Genomic DNA, 16,853 nt, shown 5'->3' with positions numbered 1-16,853 from the left:
TACAATTTATATGAAGAGATTTCTCATTACAATTCCACTATATTAACATAGCATTTATTTAAAAAACAATAGTTGTTTTTTCCTTTTAAACTTTTCACTGGTGCTGTCATACACCTTCACGTGGAAGTGAGGACTTCTTTCGGGGGTAAATAGAGAAAACTAAAAAGAGCTGTCTGCTGACAGCTCCTTAGTTTGCTACAGACCAATCTATGTGATCTAAAAACTTGTATACGTCCTCATACACTTTTTCACGTTCTTTATCTAAAGTTATAATATGACCAGAATTTTCATACCAAATAATCTCTTTATCATCAGTTTCTACAGTATCTAAAATGAATGGTGCACTTTCTTGATAAAGTTCATCATCTAATGAACCTTGTAATACTAATGTAGGTGCTTTAATTGTAGATAATTCATCTCGTGTTTCTGTAGTTAAACGAGTAACACCGTCTAGTGAATCCTTTGGTGTAATACGTAGTTCATGTAATTCAGAAATAATTTGATCTTTTGATTTATTTTCAAAATGTTTATATAAACGAGCGTAATGATAAAGTCGGGTAAATAAACCTTTAGAATTGTCGCGTGTTATAGGTGCACACATTGCAACAACTGCTTTAACTGGAAACGTCTCTGCTACTTTTAAAGAAAATACACCGCCAAGTGAAATCCCTGCTACAGCAATTTCCTCATAGCCTTTACTTTTTAAGAAGTTATAACCTTCCACAACATCGTTCCACCAGTCTTCTGGTCTTGTTTCAAGTAACGCTTCTGGTTCTACACCATGCCCACTATAAATCGGTGCATGAACCGTATAACCACGTTTTGATAAAAATTCTCCTAGCTTTTTCACATCTTTTGTGCTACCTGTGAATCCATGCAATAATAGTACGGCTTTTTTGCCTCCCTCAATAGTTAGAGGTTGTGGCTTAGTTAAATTCATTTTATAGTATCCCCTTCACGGAAATTTGTAATTGTGTAATTTATGTGTCTATCTTAACACCCTTTATTCATAATGTACAATTTATAGTTTTTATCATATTAATGTGTTTCATGCATTAACGATGTGAGGTTAATGACTGTTATATAACGCTTTTGGTTATTTTTATTTTTGCATTTCATTTTTCAAGAGCAAAGTTTTTAAAATCTTTTTTCTAGCATTAACGGGCCTAACTTATCTGTAGCAAAAAAAAGAAGTCAGAATTTTGTGATTTCAAAGAAGATAGGTGAGGGATAAACTGCCCAAAAAGCGCGATTCGTGAAGATTAATTATGAGTGGGAAAAAGTTTCACTTTATGTGCCTATACTTCCTACTCTTTTACCGTTATAATGCTGTTAACTCAAAAATAACGAGAATAGAGGTGAAATAATGGAATGGCAGCAATTGGAATACTTTGTCACAGTAGCAAAGCTTGAGCATATGACTCGTGCAGCTGAAGCATTAGCGATTTCTCAACCGGCATTAAGTCGTTCGATTTCAAAGCTTGAAGAGGAATTAGGAGTACCCTTGTTCGACCGTCAAGGACGTTCGATTATGCTTAACCGATATGGCGAGCTTTTTTTGTATCGTGTCCAACGCATGCGTAAGGAGTATGAAAAAGCCGTTTTAGAATTACAGGAGCTCAATAATCCAGAGCTAGGAGATGTATCACTCGGTTTTTTACATACACTAGGGACTAGCATCGTACCTGATTTGATTCGCGCTTTCCGTCAGAATCATCCACATATACGCTTTCACTTTACACAAAATTACTCACATTCTCAGCTTAAGCAATTACTTGCGGGAGAGTTAGACCTTTGTTTACTTGCATCGATTGACACGGAGCCGCCTGTTTGCTGGAAGGAGCTGTGGCGTGATGAGCTTTTTATTATGGTGCCGATCGACCATCCATTCGCTAACCGGACGAGCATTAAAATGAAGGAACTTGAACATGAGAATTTTGTTCTGATGAAAAAGGGTTACGCATTGCGCCGTACAGCTGATAAATTATTAAATGCTGCAGGTATTAAACCGAAGATTACTTTTGAAGGTGATGAGGTATCAACAGTTGCTGGTTTTGTAGGTGCTGGGCTTGGCGTCTCGTTGCTACCTGTGGATGAAGATTTGAATCCAAATAAATTAGCTAAAATTCGTGTAGAGGATATGGTTTGTGAACGGATAATAGGTATGGCTTGGATTGAAAATCGATATCTTCCACCTTCAGCAAGGCAATTTCAACAATTTGTATTCAATTTTTACGAAAAGTAATGGCTAGTCATAAAAATTGTACCCAAGTGAGTAACAATGGTTACTCGCTTTTTTTATTTACGAAGAGCGTTCCATAAAGAAAACAACAATAAACCACCTTCTCCAAATGAAAGGTGGTTACTGTAAAGATGCTACTTTATTTCACTACATATTTTAATTGATACGAATACATATCTGTCGTATCCCCATTAAGCTCAAAAAGCCCCTGCTTTGCAAGGGTCAGCAGGCGTTTCTCCACAAACTCTTCACTTAAATAGTCATCAATTGCACCAAGTGTTTCACCGATAATACGCATTGGTATAAGCCATTCTTCATTTAGTTCGGCATGGGCTCTTTCCGCACATTCCATAATAATTGGATCCAATGCGTCTTCCGCTACATGTACTATTCCATCTCGCCAAATTCGCAGTGTACTATGGTTTTGTTTCAGCTCTTCCCATTCCTTTGCAAGTTGCTGACACTCATCAATAGAAAAGCGCTTGGCCTCAGAACGGAGTTTCATGAGCAAATCTGCTGAAAGTTCACCTGATTGACGAATCCTCAAGTTTGGCTGTACACGCTTTAGGCCCTCTGTAGCATCAATCCCATATACCATACTACATTTATTGATCAATTCGCTCATAACAAGACGTAACCCAATCTCTTCATGAGTACTTTGGCTGTACCAAACCCAGACATCGACATCGCACGGTAAAGCTGCAATTTTTTTCTTCCATGCTTGTTGAAGATCCTCGTACAACTCACGTTCTTCATTGTCCCTAAAGATATAGGCATCTAACCAGTTTTTTCGTTTTTCTGGGCTGCTTAGTGGACCAATCGAGAAAATCTCATGGACACTAAGCACTGATTCATCCCTTTGTAAATGATGCTGTCGTATTGCATGTTTTATCGAACCTTGTGTAGATAAGCTAAACGTTATATGTAAAATCGCCATAAAAATCCCCCAATTTACTGTTTACTCAGCGCTATTTGTATCCCAATAAAAGTGAAAAGTACGCCTTGAATCATATTTAATCGTTTAGCAATTGCAGGCTTACCAATAATCATCCCCCTTACTTTACCGGCAAAAATGCTAAATAATGAAAATAGTAAAAGCGCTTGTACTAAAAATACAAAACCCAAAATTAACATTTGTAAACCTACATGGCCATTAGAAGGATTTACAAACTGTGGCAATAGTGCTAAGAAAAATAAAGAAACTTTTGGATTTAAAATATTCATTAAAATACCTTTTCGATATAACGTCATATAGGCTTGTTCATTTTGCTGTTCCAGTGTGAATGGATCACCTTTCGCGCGAAACGATTGCCAAGCTAAATACAATAAATACGCTGCTCCTGCAAACTTAACAATAGAAAAAATTACTGTTGATTGATAAATAATCGCTGAGATTCCTAGAACAGCCGCTCCTATATGAACGAGCAAACCTGTACAAAGACCAAGTGATGTCGCTATACCAGCCTTTTTATCCTGTGTAATACTTTGCGCAAGAACAAATAAATTATCTGGTCCAGGCATTAATGTTAAAATAATTGCTGCTCCTAAAAACGCCAATAACGTTGAAAACGTCAATACTACCCCTTCTTTCCATTACTTTTAAATAGGCTCATAACTTAACATATGTTTTACCAAAATGTCACACCCGACTTTCGGTAATAAACAATTACTTTTAGAAAAGAACTATTATAATGTGGTTTTATTTCCATTATACTACACGAAGATTCTCTTTTTCTCAATTTTCACAAAAACATCTAACCAATTATGCTCGCTTATGCAACACTTTTCTCTTTTAATACATTATAATGAATATTATCATAACGTAAAGGTCGTATCGTTTTGGAGAAAGAGGTGTTTGTCCTTGGCAGTAAGTGATATTGTAAAGCAATATGAAGACGAGCAAGGAAATATCTATTATAAAATGAAAACACATGATATCGAGGTACAAGCTACACAAAATTCAGGGTTAGCGCCAGTTATTACTTACTTTATGGGTGACAAAGAGATTACTGATGATATTCGAAGTTTACGTTTTAGCCCTCGCCCCCCTTCAAGTTATATTCAAGATTACGATGAATTTCAAACTATGCTATATGCTAAAGAACAACGTGCCATCAACGAACTATATGAACAAATGAGTATAAAACCTAAAAATATGTCTTCAGGAAAGCAATTATTATGGAGCTTTTTCGTAATTATTATAGCGATGCTCCCACTATTAGTCGCAATCTGGTGGTACAATTAAACAAAGTTGTGCTTCCCTCTCAACTAACCTCGATTGTTCATTATTACCTACTTATTTATTCAAAACTTTTTATTAACATTCCTAATTAGCTTGACAGACTTGTTAAAGTAGTGCATTCTTTATTCAATTACTTTTTGAGGTATGAGACATCATTCAAAAAGATATTCAATTATAAAAATAAAAGCGGCGAAGACTAGTACGTAGAAACTACTTGATCAGAGAGCGATGCCCATCGGCTGTAAGGCGTTGCACAAGAAAGACTAAAGAACCTACTTCGTAATACGTCCTAGCTAATCTAGGCGCAGTCTCAAGCGTTATGAGCGAAGTGGAATGTCAATGACGTTCAATGTAGGTGGTACCACGGAAAGCAAACCTTTTCGTCCTAATTATTAGGATGAAAAGGTTTTTTTATTTTTAGCAAATCTTAATGTTTAAATCATAATGCAAATGTAATGGCGAATTGGAGGTATTGCAATGGAAAGAAAAAGAATCGTCGTCAAAATTGGGAGTAGCTCCTTAACTAATGCAAAAGGTGAAATTGATAAAATACGTTTAATGGACCATGTTCAAGCGATAGCTGAATTAAAAAAAGACGGTCATGAAGTATTGCTTGTTTCATCAGGTGCAGTTGCAGCTGGCTTTAAACAGCTAGGGTACCCTTCTCGTCCCGTCACAGTAAAAGGAAAGCAGGCTGCGGCAGCAGTTGGGCAAAGTTTACTTATTCAAATTTACAATGCGCTATTTAGCATTTATGATATTGTACCTGCTCAAATTTTATTAACGCGTACTGATTTTTCAAAAAAGGAGCGCTATAAAAATGCCTATGCTACATTTGAAGAATTATTTGAGCGCTCCATACTACCAATCGTTAACGAAAACGATACAGTATCTGTTAGCGAATTAACCTTTGGTGATAACGACATGTTATCGGCACTAGTAAGTGGCCTTGTTCATGCCGATCAGCTCATTATCCTAACAGACATCAATGGTTTGTATAACGCCAATCCATCTAAAAACCCACATGCCAAACGAATTGATCGTTTAACAGAGGTATCTGATGAGATGCTTGGTTTTGCAGACGGTGCAGGCTCGAAGGTCGGTACAGGTGGTATGGAATCCAAATTACTGGCAGCTCGAGCAGCATTAAATGCAGGTGTCAAAGTGTTTATTGGGACTGGGCACGGTGCTAAAAAGCTTGTCGACATCTTGGAAGGACATGGTGATGGTACATACGTTGAGCATGATGCGCTGGCTGTTTTAACAAATAATAAACAGTGGATTGCACTCACGGAAGTATCTGGTAAAATTTTTATAGATAGCGGTGCTGAGCATGCCTTATTGGCAAATGGGAAAAGCTTGTTACCCGCTGGTGTCTACCGTGTTGAAGGCGACTTCGAAAATGGAGACGTTGTCGAGGTCCACAGTGACAAGGGACTGCTTGGGCGTGGTGAGGTCTTATATTCTTCCCTAGAGTTAGCACATGCGATGGGAAAACGTACAGATGAGTTAGCGAATTATCCTATTGAGGTCATTCACCGAGATAAATGGCTAAAAATTCAAACAAATTAAGGAGGAATTCACATGACAAGTGAAGTTCAACAAAAAGGAAAGCTAGCAAAGGCCGCCAGCTATATTTTAAATATTAAAACAACTTGCGAAAAAAATGAGGCTCTCACAAAAATTGCTGAGCAATTAATCATTGATCAAGATACTATCATTGCTGAAAATGCAAAGGATTTAGCTCATGGTGAGAAACAGGGAATGCCTGCTTCTACACTTGATCGTATCATGCTAAATAAAGAACGAGTGGAAGCTATGTCAAGTGCTATTCAGTTACTTGTTGAATTAAATGATCCAGTAGGTAGTCTTCTAGAGAGAATAGAAAAAGATAATGGACTATTGATTGAAAAACGTCAAGTGCCAATTGGCGTTATCGGGATGATTTACGAGGCGCGACCTAATGTAACAGTGGATGCGGCGACATTATCATTGAAAACAGGTAATGCAGTCATTTTACGTGGTAGCTCTTCTGCCAAATTTTCTAATGTAGCACTTGTGGCAAGTATACATCGTGCACTTAGCAAAACGTCTATCCCTGTGGACGCTGTACAATTAATCGAGGATACGAATCGTGAAACTGTTAAAGAATTATTCCATTTAAAAGAATACTTAGATGTATTAATCCCTCGTGGCGGAAAAGCACTTATTGATTTAGTAGTAAATGAAGCCACTGTACCAGTACTAGAGACAGGTGCTGGCAACTGTCATATTTATGTGGACCATTCGGCCGATTACATAAAAACAGAGAAAATTTGTATCAATGCGAAAACGCAACGCCCATCGGTTTGTAATGCGGCAGAAAGCATACTTATTCATCCTGATTGGTTTAAGGAGCACGGCAAACAGCTACTAAATGCTATGCATCAAGCAGGTGTGACAATTATTGGTGATGAAACTGTTTGTCAAGCTCTTGAATTCGCTCAACTAGCAACAGCTGAAGACTATGCAACTGAATATTTAGATTTAAAGATCAGCGTTAAAATTGTGGAAAACGTTTATGAAGCAATCGAACACATTAATAAATACGGCACGAACCACTCTGAAGCCATCATGACTGAGGATCAGTTAGTAGCAGATACGTTCTTAAATAGCGTGGATGCGGCAGCTGTTTATCATAATGCCTCCACTCGCTTCACAGACGGTTTTGAATTTGGCTACGGTGCAGAGATCGGCATTAGTACGCAAAAATTACATGCTCGAGGTCCAATGGGTTTACCAGCATTAACATCAACAAAGTATTTCATTCACGGTAACGGCCAAATCCGGGAATAATTGTAAAACTATTAATGAAGAGTCGGCAGCGTATGTCAACTGTCGGCCTTCTTTCCTTAAGATTTTAAGATTCTTCTCCAAGATGAGGCAGTTTGAAACTATACCTGCGAAGATTCTTCTATTAGCCGAGCAGGTACTAACTCTACCTAAGCGAAAACTTTAAAAACGGGGCGAAACGTTAAGTTTCCCCCTATCATAATTTTATAGAAAGAAGGTTTTGGATGAACATTTCAGCGATTATCAAACTAACTGTATCAATGGCCCTTTTTGGCTCTATTGGATTTTTTACCGTTCATACTGGCGTACCTGCTACCGAGCTAGTATTTGTTAGATGTATTTGCGCTACCCTCTTTTTAGGAGGATTGTGGCTGATTACAGGTGGTCATAAAACAGAGATATGGGATAAAAAGGAAATATTACGTACACTTCTATGCGGTGTCTTTATTGTCTTAAACTGGGTATTTTTATTTAAAGCCTTTGAAGAAATGTCAATTTCCATTGCCATTTCAATCTATAATTTAGCACCAATATTCGTATTAATATTTGGCGCATTGTTTTTAAAAGAAAAGATGACTATTCAAGCATTGCTAGCAACAGTAACCTGCTTTATCGGCAGTATGCTCATTATCGGTTTAAATAATTTTATGTCACTCTCTGAATTTATGAAATCAGGTTTTATTTGGGCATTACTGTCTGCGTTGTTTTACGCGTTTACGATGCTCACAAGTAAAACAATCACAAAGCTTAGCTCCTATGCCTTAACATATATCCAAACTGCAGTCGGAATTATCATACTATTGCCATTTGTTAATTTTTCATTATTTGAGAGTTTAACGACTACAAACTGGCTATATATTTTAGGGACGGGCTTTATTCATACAGGATTTGTTTACTATTTATTTTTTGATAGTATTCGTAGCCTTTCTACCATTCTAGTTTCAGTATTAGTATTTGTTGACCCAGTTGTGGCTATATTGCTTGATATGCTATTGCTTGATTTTATGCCGAGCTTCATGCAAACAGCTGGTATTGTATTAATTTTTGGTGGCATTTTTTACACAATTTACGTACCGAAGAAAAAGCGTGTGCCTCGTAGCGGAAGCGAAGCGTCAGCTACAGACCCCACCCACCTCTAAAGGTGAAAAGATGGAAGGTACGGAAGGTATGGTTCCTTTTCAGGTGATATCTAAACATCTACTGAAATAAGGAACTCAGTCTAAGTACTTGACGGAACGGTCATGCTGAGCGACGGATGCAATTGAAGGCGACGGTACGACCTGACTGAACGACGGATGCATTGTGCAGAGCGATGGATAGTGACGCCAAAGTCGTGGTGAATAGCCTGCCAGAGCGACGGGACGGCCTGACAAAACGACGGATGCATTGCGCAAAGCAACGGAAAGAAAGGTCAAAGTGACGGATAGAGCCGCCAAAGTCGTGGATAGCCTACCAGAGTGAAGTCATACCTTCCACTGCTTGAATCGCGAACATCGCTGATAAAACCACAAACATCGCTGATAGAACCACAAACATTGCTGATAAAACCACAAACATCGCTGATAGAACCGTGAACATCGCTGATAGAATCGCGACAAAACGATGGATGCATTGCGCAAAGCGACGGAAAGCCTACGTCCTGAAGCAATTTTTCTGTACGAATGCGAAGCGACAGTAATATTTTATTTAAAGGAGAATTCCCCCGTGAGTAAACTTTATGCAATTGGTGAATTATTAATTGATTTTACACCTACTGAACAAAATGCTTCCCTTGCTACAGTTGAGCAATTTACTAAAAATGCTGGTGGGGCTCCTGCCAATGTTGCCGCTGTTTGTGCAAAACTCGAGCAACAAGCTGCCCTCATTACACAGGTAGGTCAGGATGCTTTCGGAGATTTTCTCGTAGAAACGTTAAAAAAAGTCGATGTCGATACGAACTATATTGTTCAAACAGATAAGGGTGAAACAAGTCTAGCCTTTGTTTCCCTGACAAGTGATGGAGGCCGTGATTTCTTATTTTATCGTCGCCACGCAGCAGATTTACTTTACACCAAAGAACAACTCCCACCTAATTTATTAACTGATCACGATATTCTTCATTTTTGTTCAGTTAATTTAGTGGAAAGCCCTATGAAACATGCACATGTAGCATTGATTGAACAGGCCCATCAGGTAGGTAGTCTTGTTTCCTTTGATCCCAATGTTCGCTTACCACTATGGAATGATGAGAAGGCATGTCGTCAAACTATTTTAGAATTTTTACCAAAGGCACATATCGTTAAATTGTCCGAGGAGGAGCTTTTATTTTTAACAGCAAGTGAGGATGAAGAAACAGCAGTCCATTCATTATTTCAAGGGAAAGTACAAGTACTCCTAATAACTCGTGGCGCAGAAGGTGCAAGTCTTTATACTAAAAAGCATCATGTAAAGGTACCAGCTGACAACGTTCATGCGATTGATACTACTGGAGCAGGCGATGCCTTTATAGGAGCATTGTTAGCTATTCTTCTTAACAAGCAGATTACAGCGATCAATCTAGTCGAATTTTGTAAGGAGCAGGCTATCCCCCTCCTTACTTTTGCAAATCGCTATGCAGGAGCTTCGACCGAAAAACATGGTGCTATCGCATCTTACCTTACTAAGCGTGAATTGCCATTTAAGACATTAAGCTCTTTTGAACATTTTGAATGAAAACAGGACTAGGCAGACTTCCACTTAAATTATGAAAATGAATGACTAACCGACTCAATTAGCATATTAGATTACTTGAAAAGTCCAAAAGAAATCGAATAACATAATGGAAAATTTCTTCCCCACGCCACGATAGCTTCTCAAGCACTATTGTTAAGGAAATCTAGTAAAAAACAGGCTACTCAAAAAATAACTTGGTAGCCTGTTTTATTTTGAAGGAGAGGATACACTTGAAATTAGATCATGTTGTTGAAGTTTTACTTGAAAGTCTAAAGGATGATCAATATATTGAAGCTGTATTTTTAAGAGGATCGATGGCTAGAGAGGAGCATGATGAATTTTCAGATATTGATATTTATTGCGTTGTGAATGAAGAAAATGTCGCAGCTTTTTTGCCGAATCGCATCCAACATATTGAAGCTTATAAGGAAACATGTTTCGTTGATGATATCTATATTATTGCACCTCAGCTATTAGTCGTATATGAAGATATGATTCATATCGATTTATTTACAATAACGCTCTCAGAAATAAGTGAAAAAGATGTCATTAAAATATTATTTGATCCAAATGGAATCCTTACAGCTAAACAAAAGAATACTACTTTGTCATTAACTCCACTCGAATTTCAAGATGCTGTAGATGATACTGTCTGGTATTTGTATCAATATTATTGGAGTGCCCAACGTGGAAATGGGATTTGGAGTGTTCATTTACTGCTGAATAGTTTAGAACACTTCGCCAAAGTACTACTGCATAAATATTGTCCTGAGAGGGCTTTACTTGGACTTAAAACGTTATCTAATTCATTACCCACTGACCCATTGCATGAAATAGTCGATATTATGAATTGTTTGAGCATTGTAACTCATGAATTGGCAGTAAAGAAATTAGTGAACGCCTTCAGCAATGAGTCAGCTTGGATTTTTGAAAATGTACCGAATAAAGAAAAAATTAAGCCATTATGGGAAAAAATAAAAGCGCTATTACACTAAAGTAAAATAGCAAACTAACATTGGTTTGCTATTTTTTAAAATGAAAAATAAATACCACCACCACTACACCCTATTAAATTGTTTTTTTCATTAAAATATGTGGGATGCCACAATCCATAAATTCTTCGCCTTCACGCTTATAGCCTAATTTTTCATAAAAGCCCTCTGCATAAGATTGTGCGTTTAATTTATATTTTGTTAAACCTTTTTCAAGTGCAATTTCCTCTAAACTTTGGATAATCACTTTTCCTAAACCACATTTGCGGAATTCTATTAATATGCAGATACGCTCTAGTTTGCCATAGCCATCTACAACTCGCAGTCTGCCTGTGCCAACAGGTTGTTCGTTATAGTATACAAGAATATGATCACATGCTGCATCTAGTGTGTCGAATTCATCAAATTCTTCTTCCTTAGGTACCTGTTGCTCCTCTATAAAAACTTTTTGACGGATGGCAAATGCTGTTTGTAAATCTTGTTTATGTATAATTTTTTTCGTGTTCATCTTTATATTCCTCCTCGTTTTTTGCTGTTAGGGACGTACTCTCCATTGATAGAACCTTGTTTTCCTCCGCTAGTTGAGCTGTCTACTTCGCCGGTAAAACTGCTTTTTCCGCCGCTAAAACTTCTTCTTCCGCCGGTAAACACATCATTTGCGCCGCTAAAGACACTGTGTGTGCGGAACCTCCACCTGTAGATATTATGAAGTGAAATTTCCTTGCATGGATGATAATATATAGTATAGAGCATTTTTTATTGCAAATACAATAAATTTTTCGGAGGCAATAAATGAAGGAAATTTTGCGAGATATTGGTGCGATTGCGCGGGCACTTGATTCCATTAGTAATATAGAGTTTAAAGAACTTGATTTAACAAAGGGACAATATTTGTATGTCACTCGTATCTGTGAAAATCCTGGTATTATTCAGGAAAAGGTAGCTGAACTATTGAAGGTAGATCGCACAACAGCCTCCCGAGCAATTCAAAAGTTAGAGACAAAAGGTTTTATAGAAAAGCGTAATGAAATGGGCAATAAGAAAAACAAACAGCTTTTCCCGACAGAGAAAAGTCTCAAAATCTATTCATTGTTAAAGCGAGAAGAAGACTACTCAAATGCTAGAGCATTAAATGGTTTTTCGCCTAAAGAAATTGACAGTATTCATGACTTATTAATACGTATTCGTCAAAATATTGAAACCGACTGGGAATATGTAAAGAAAGGTCATACACGAAATTATTAAAGGCGATTCCATGCGCTTCTGAGCATTTGGGATCGCCATTCTTTGCGAAGAATACCTTTTTAGCGATCTATAAATGTCAAATTGTGCTCCCTATCTTTTCACCATTTTACTGTTGATTGATCGAACGTGTTTATTTAGCATGTATTGGTGCCAAAAACTGAAAATCATTCAAACACTCTATAATTGATTTGATTAGGTGCTGATTTTTTGCGGGCCCTACATCGTCTCAATAGGCTTTTGAATTATTGAAAAAAACAACACCTGCTATTTTAAGCTTTTGAACGTGGATCCAATAAATCGCGTAACGCATTACTAAGCATATACAAACCTAATACAAGTATTGTAATGGCTCCACCTGGTGCATAAGTGTACCAAGGTGCTCCAACTAAATAAGCTTGTGAATCTTTTAGCATTCGTCCCCAACTAGGATTTGGAGGCTGCACGCCAAGCCCTAAATAACTCAGTGCAGCTTCAGCAAGCATTGCAGTCGCAAAGGTTACAGTTGCAGCGACGATAATTTGCGATGAAATATTGGGTAGTATATGGCGAAACATGATGCTATAAGGTTTTACGCCGATTAACTTTGCTGCTAATACATATTCATTGTCACGATGTTGGACGAAACCACTACGTGTAATTCTAGCAATGGCTGGTATGGCGATAATGCCTAATGCAATAGCTGTATTAACAATCCCTGGTCCAAATACCGCAACGAGCATTAAAGCTAAAATAATACCTGGAAAAGCCATTAATGCATCCATTATGCGCATAAAGATTTCATCAATCCAGCCACCCACATACCCCGCTATACCACCAATTAAAATACCAAAAATTGTTCCGATAGATACAGTTAGTAGACCGACTGCAAACGCCGTTTGTGTTCCTTTCATCATACGGCTAAAAATATCCCGACCAAATTCATCCGTACCAAAAAGATAATCACTACTTGGACTTCGTAATTTTTGAGGTATATTCATCGAGTTCACATCATGTGGTGTATAAAAAAAGCTGATAATCATTACGATTAGAAAACCGACAATGATTAGTAGACCAATGATTAGATTGATATTTTTCCTGTACCTTTGCCTATTCTTCATCGTATCCACCTCTCATCGTAATCGGATTCTAGGATCTACCACAGAATATAAAATATCGACCATAAAATTGATCATGACTACCGCTACTGTAATATACATAACGATTCCCTGTACTAATGGAAAGTCACGATTACTAATAGCCGTGATGAGGAGTTGACCGATACCCGGTAGTGAAAATACTTGCTCCACAATAATTGTCCCTGCGACAACTTCAGCCATGATTAATCCAAATACCGTTAATATTGGAATCATCGAATTTTTTAAGACATGCTTATACATAACATTTTGCTCAGACATCCCTTTACTACGAACCGTACGTACATAATCAAGCTGAATTTGCTCTAAAATCGCCGAACGCACATAGCGGAAATTGACCGCAATTTGTGGAATCGCTATTGTTAACGCTGGCAGAACGAGTGTACTTAACGCTCCTGTTACACTTTGCGTCCATGGAATATACCCACTTATTTTAAAGAAGCTGAATTGCATGCCAATATACAAAATAAGAATCATCCCAAGCCAGAAAGAAGGAATGGCCATGCCAACTTGTGTCACTGTCGACAATGAGACATCACTAAGCTTATGTTGTCTTCTCGCTGCAAACATCCCCAATGGTAAGGAAATGAGTAGCACAATTAAGAGCGTGAGCCCAGCCAATGACATCGTTACAGGTAGTCTGTCGAACAGTAAATCTTTTACTGGCATCGAAAAACGAATGGAACTTCCTAATTCCCCTGTTAATAATCCCTTCATCCAATCTGTATATTGCTCGTAAAGGGGGCGATTTAAGCCAAGCTCTGATCGCATATTTTCAATTTGTGTAGGATCCGCTTCCGTGCCTAACATTGTTCGAACCGGATCACCAGGTAAAATTTGAAAAACACCGAATGTAATGATCGATACTAGAAGGATGGTTGTTAGTAACAGAATGAATCGACGTACTATATACATCATCTAGCACTCATCCCTTTCTAGTTAGAAAATTTAACCTCAGACATATCATGGTACCAGAATGGGTAGCTCTTTAATCCCGTAACTTTTTTATTAGAACCCCAAACAATCTGATAATCTGCGATGTAAACCGCTGCTGCCTGCTCAGCTAAAATTTCCTGTGCACGATGATAATAGTCAATTTGTTTTGCCTGATCTCTTTCCTTTAAAACATTTTCCATAATTTTGTCGTATTCAGCATTTTTAAATTTGAAAAAGTTTTCACTTTCATTTGTTGAAATGTAATCATTTAAAATATCATAGGCAGAGGCACGGCCTGTTAAATCGATTGTTGTCATTTGATAGTCGCGACCAAAGTAAACTCGGTCTAGCCAAATGCCCCATTCTACTACTTCAATTTCCACATCAATACCGATTTCCTTTAAATTAGCCGCTACGATTTGCGCAATATTTGAATACATATCATTATGCGAAGATACTGTAATTTTTGTTTTAAAGCCATTAGGATAGCCTGCTTCTGCTAATAATGCTTTGGCTTTTTCCACATCTCGCTTATACTTATTTTCCAAGCCTTTCTTTTGATAGTCCCCCATCGCTGGACTCATATTTGAACCAAGTGGTACAGCATAGCCTGCAAATACTGAATCGATAATATCGGACTTATTAACAGCGTAGTTAATTGCTTGACGGACCTTTACATTATCAAAAGGAGCTTTCATTTCATTAAATGTAACGATTAATGATGAGTTATTATTTTGATGAGATAAGTTATAGTTATTTTCTACTTCACTTACGCGCTGCCAAGGTACACTCGTTAAATCGACTTCATTGGCCATTAAACTCATAATCGCCGCTTGATCATCCGATTGGAAGGTAAATGTCACTTTATTCAAGTATGGTAACCCTTCGTTCCAATAGTGTTCATTTTTCTTCAATTCTAAATTAGAACCTGGAGAGTATTTAACAAAAGCAAATGGTCCAGTACCTATTGGATTTTCATTATGTTTTCCATCATTACTTTTTGGTAAGATGGCTGATTGTCGAGCAGTTAATGAATATAAGAAGTTGGAGTTTGGCTCTTTTAGCTTGATCACAAATGTATTGGCATCAGGTGCTTCTGTTGACGCAACATTATCAAAACTATTTGACATCTTTTCGCCACCGTTTTTCCCCATTAAACGATCAAATGAATATTGAATATCCTCAACCGTTAAATCCTCACCATTATGAAATTTAACACCCGGACGAATTTTGAATGTATATGTTAAACCATCGTCAGATAATGAATAGCTTTCGGCTAGCCCTTCTTTTAAAGTACCATCTGTTTCTGGTGCCATAAGTCCCTCAAAAATATTGAGTATCATTTGGTAAGATATAGATGCTGTTGCTTTATGTGGATCTAAAAAATCTGGGTCATCATTTATACGTACTACAATGTCTTGTGGTAAATCTGCTACTGTTTTCCCTTCAGAACTTGCATCTTTTTTGTCATCATTTGAACAGGCACTAACGAGTAAAACTACTATCAATGTCAACAACAGCCTCAACCAATTGTTCTTCAGACTCACGTTATTTCCCCCTATTCCCTATGTGCTTATTTGAATGCTTTTATAGCTTTCTACTCCAGCTAATTTATCAGCAGCTTTAATGCCAGTAATGATTGCTTCCTCCATAGCTCTTGTAGCCAAATGGCCCAAATAGTCAACTGGAAATCTTTTATCCCCCGTGCCAAGCACGAAAATCGTATCCCCATCCAGCATTGTGTGTACAGGATAGATTGTTCGCGCGAGTGCATTTTGTGTAAGCTGGGCTATTTTTTTTGCCTCTACTTTTGTCAGCTTGGCATTCATTGCAATAACACCAATTGTCGTATTCGTACCAGGTAATCCTTCCGATTGCATATGCTCCTCTAAATAAGCACAACAATCGAGCCATTCTCCTGTTTGTAGATTCCTTGCACCTGCTAGCGTTTCTCTTGTATTAGGATCTTTTACATCCCCAACAGCATTAACAGCAACAATAGCACCCACTACAACCCCCTCTTTGCCAGCTATAGAGGCGCTACCTAGTCCCCCTTTCATACAATATTGAGGACCTGCCAATTTCCCTACAGTCGCACCATAACCAGCTCCTGTATTACCATTTACCAATGGACCAACAACTGCACTCTTTGCCGCTTTATAGCCCATTGAAGCAGTAGGTCTTGTTTTGGGATCACCGATAAATAAATCGAACAGCACCGCACTAGGAACTATTGGAATCGTAGCAACACCTACCTTTACTCCAACTCCCTGCTCCTCTAAAAATTGCGTGACTCCTGTAGCAGCATCCAATCCGAATGCACTTCCTCCTGACAAGCAAATCCCATGAGCATGATCAATTCCGTTAATAGGATCAAGTGCATCAGTCTCTCGAGTGCCTGGTGCTGAGCCTCTTACATCGACACCGCAAACAGCACCATCTTCTACTAAAATCGCTGTACAGCCTGTAATGCCTTCACTATGTTCTGCATGCCCAACTTTAACGCCAGGCACATCTGTAATATTTCCAAACATCGTACA

General features: G+C 37.9%; 16 protein-coding genes. 8 read left to right on the top strand and 8 right to left on the bottom strand.

All coding sequences use genetic code 11. The features are described from left to right. Positions 1–187 precede the first annotated feature (187 nt). Positions 188–940 (bottom strand): alpha/beta hydrolase, encoded by a 753-nt coding sequence (locus MY533_RS07555; protein WP_132358820.1) that lies wholly within the window; start codon positions 938–940, stop codon positions 188–190. Positions 941–1,366: 426 nt separating this feature from the next. Here MY533_RS07555 and MY533_RS07550 point away from each other — a divergent pair, with 426 nt between their 5' ends. After that, positions 1,367–2,245 (top strand): LysR family transcriptional regulator, encoded by an 879-nt coding sequence (locus MY533_RS07550; RefSeq protein WP_248718602.1) that lies wholly within the window; start codon positions 1,367–1,369, stop codon positions 2,243–2,245. Between the two features lie 136 nt (positions 2,246–2,381). On the opposite strand, the gene MY533_RS07545 is transcribed toward MY533_RS07550, so the two are convergent. Together MY533_RS07545 and MY533_RS07540 are read right to left on the bottom strand one after the other, a co-directional pair. Continuing rightward, a complete protein-coding gene (locus tag MY533_RS07545; RefSeq protein WP_248718601.1) occupies positions 2,382–3,179 on the bottom strand; it encodes a DUF1835 domain-containing protein in 798 nt (265 codons plus the stop codon). Positions 3,180–3,193: 14 nt separating this feature from the next. Next, on the bottom strand, positions 3,194–3,817 hold the full coding sequence (locus MY533_RS07540; protein WP_248718600.1) for a LysE family translocator: 624 nt from the start codon (positions 3,815–3,817) through the stop codon (positions 3,194–3,196). A gap of 286 nt (positions 3,818–4,103) precedes the next feature. Here MY533_RS07540 and MY533_RS07535 point away from each other — a divergent pair, with 286 nt between their 5' ends. The 6 genes from MY533_RS07535 to MY533_RS07510 all read left to right on the top strand — a co-directional run bounded on the left by MY533_RS07535 (position 4,104) and on the right by MY533_RS07510 (position 11,002). Then, complete coding sequence (locus MY533_RS07535) at positions 4,104–4,487, top strand: sodium:proton antiporter (protein WP_248718599.1); 384 nt, start codon at positions 4,104–4,106, stop codon at positions 4,485–4,487. A gap of 474 nt (positions 4,488–4,961) precedes the next feature. Continuing rightward, a complete protein-coding gene (gene proB, locus MY533_RS07530) occupies positions 4,962–6,056 on the top strand; it encodes a glutamate 5-kinase (protein WP_248718598.1) in 1,095 nt (364 codons plus the stop codon). A 12-nt stretch (positions 6,057–6,068) separates the two neighbouring features. Continuing rightward, a complete protein-coding gene (locus tag MY533_RS07525; RefSeq protein ID WP_248718597.1) occupies positions 6,069–7,319 on the top strand; it encodes a glutamate-5-semialdehyde dehydrogenase in 1,251 nt (416 codons plus the stop codon). A 221-nt stretch (positions 7,320–7,540) separates the two neighbouring features. Continuing rightward, positions 7,541–8,455, top strand: a complete 915-nt coding sequence (locus MY533_RS07520; RefSeq protein WP_248718596.1) for a DMT family transporter — start codon at positions 7,541–7,543, stop codon at positions 8,453–8,455. A 565-nt stretch (positions 8,456–9,020) separates the two neighbouring features. Beyond that, positions 9,021–10,007, top strand: coding sequence for a carbohydrate kinase family protein (locus tag MY533_RS07515; RefSeq protein WP_248718595.1), 987 nt, complete (start codon positions 9,021–9,023; stop codon positions 10,005–10,007). A 230-nt stretch (positions 10,008–10,237) separates the two neighbouring features. Continuing rightward, complete coding sequence (locus MY533_RS07510) at positions 10,238–11,002, top strand: aminoglycoside 6-adenylyltransferase (protein ID WP_248718594.1); 765 nt, start codon at positions 10,238–10,240, stop codon at positions 11,000–11,002. 73 nt (positions 11,003–11,075) lie between these two features. On the opposite strand, the gene MY533_RS07505 is transcribed toward MY533_RS07510, so the two are convergent. Further along, positions 11,076–11,507 carry a GNAT family N-acetyltransferase gene (locus MY533_RS07505; RefSeq protein WP_248718593.1) on the bottom strand — a complete coding sequence of 144 codons (432 nt, stop codon included), beginning with the start codon at positions 11,505–11,507 and terminating at the stop codon, positions 11,076–11,078. 284 nt (positions 11,508–11,791) lie between these two features. Here MY533_RS07505 and MY533_RS07500 point away from each other — a divergent pair, with 284 nt between their 5' ends. After that, on the top strand, positions 11,792–12,244 hold the full coding sequence (locus MY533_RS07500) for a MarR family winged helix-turn-helix transcriptional regulator (RefSeq protein ID WP_142510828.1): 453 nt from the start codon (positions 11,792–11,794) through the stop codon (positions 12,242–12,244). A 269-nt stretch (positions 12,245–12,513) separates the two neighbouring features. Here MY533_RS07500 and MY533_RS07495 read toward each other — a convergent pair whose 3' ends face one another. From MY533_RS07495 to MY533_RS07480, 4 genes are read right to left on the bottom strand one after another with little or no spacing between them, the layout of a single operon-like run. Next, positions 12,514–13,341 (bottom strand): ABC transporter permease, encoded by an 828-nt coding sequence (locus tag MY533_RS07495; RefSeq protein ID WP_248718592.1) that lies wholly within the window; start codon positions 13,339–13,341, stop codon positions 12,514–12,516. A 12-nt stretch (positions 13,342–13,353) separates the two neighbouring features. Continuing rightward, positions 13,354–14,295: an ABC transporter permease gene (locus MY533_RS07490; RefSeq protein WP_248718591.1), complete on the bottom strand. Its 942-nt coding sequence runs from the start codon at positions 14,293–14,295 to the stop codon at positions 13,354–13,356. A 17-nt stretch (positions 14,296–14,312) separates the two neighbouring features. Continuing rightward, positions 14,313–15,854, bottom strand: a complete 1,542-nt coding sequence (locus MY533_RS07485; protein ID WP_371873339.1) for an ABC transporter substrate-binding protein — start codon at positions 15,852–15,854, stop codon at positions 14,313–14,315. Between the two features lie 24 nt (positions 15,855–15,878). Beyond that, a complete protein-coding gene (locus MY533_RS07480) occupies positions 15,879–16,847 on the bottom strand; it encodes a P1 family peptidase (RefSeq protein WP_248718589.1) in 969 nt (322 codons plus the stop codon). Positions 16,848–16,853: the final 6 nt, after the last annotated feature.

It is taken from the genome of Lysinibacillus sp. Ag94 (assembly GCF_023242215.1).
Classification (GTDB): domain Bacteria; phylum Bacillota; class Bacilli; order Bacillales_A; family Planococcaceae; genus Lysinibacillus.
Note: the sequence above shows the minus strand (reverse complement) of the source record. Positions and strands in the feature narration are given on the sequence as shown.

Bases quoted from the DNA above. Each gene is read 5' to 3' on its own strand.
- MY533_RS07495 (WP_248718592.1), bottom strand. From the start codon at position 13,341: ATGAAGAATAGGCAAAGGTACAGGAAAAATATCAATCTAATCATTGGT.
- MY533_RS07520 (WP_248718596.1), top strand. From the start codon at position 7,541: ATGAACATTTCAGCGATTATCAAACTAACTGTATCAATGGCCCTTTTT.
- MY533_RS07490 (WP_248718591.1), bottom strand. From the start codon at position 14,295: ATGATGTATATAGTACGTCGATTCATTCTGTTACTAACAACCATCCTT.
- proB (WP_248718598.1), top strand. From the start codon at position 4,962: ATGGAAAGAAAAAGAATCGTCGTCAAAATTGGGAGTAGCTCCTTAACT.
- MY533_RS07505 (WP_248718593.1), bottom strand. From the start codon at position 11,507: ATGAACACGAAAAAAATTATACATAAACAAGATTTACAAACAGCATTT.
- MY533_RS07525 (WP_248718597.1), top strand. From the start codon at position 6,069: ATGACAAGTGAAGTTCAACAAAAAGGAAAGCTAGCAAAGGCCGCCAGC.
- MY533_RS07550 (WP_248718602.1), top strand. From the start codon at position 1,367: ATGGAATGGCAGCAATTGGAATACTTTGTCACAGTAGCAAAGCTTGAG.
- MY533_RS07480 (WP_248718589.1), bottom strand. From the start codon at position 16,847: ATGTTTGGAAATATTACAGATGTGCCTGGCGTTAAAGTTGGGCATGCA.
- MY533_RS07545 (WP_248718601.1), bottom strand. From the start codon at position 3,179: ATGGCGATTTTACATATAACGTTTAGCTTATCTACACAAGGTTCGATA.
- MY533_RS07500 (WP_142510828.1), top strand. From the start codon at position 11,792: ATGAAGGAAATTTTGCGAGATATTGGTGCGATTGCGCGGGCACTTGAT.
- MY533_RS07555 (WP_132358820.1), bottom strand. From the start codon at position 940: ATGAATTTAACTAAGCCACAACCTCTAACTATTGAGGGAGGCAAAAAA.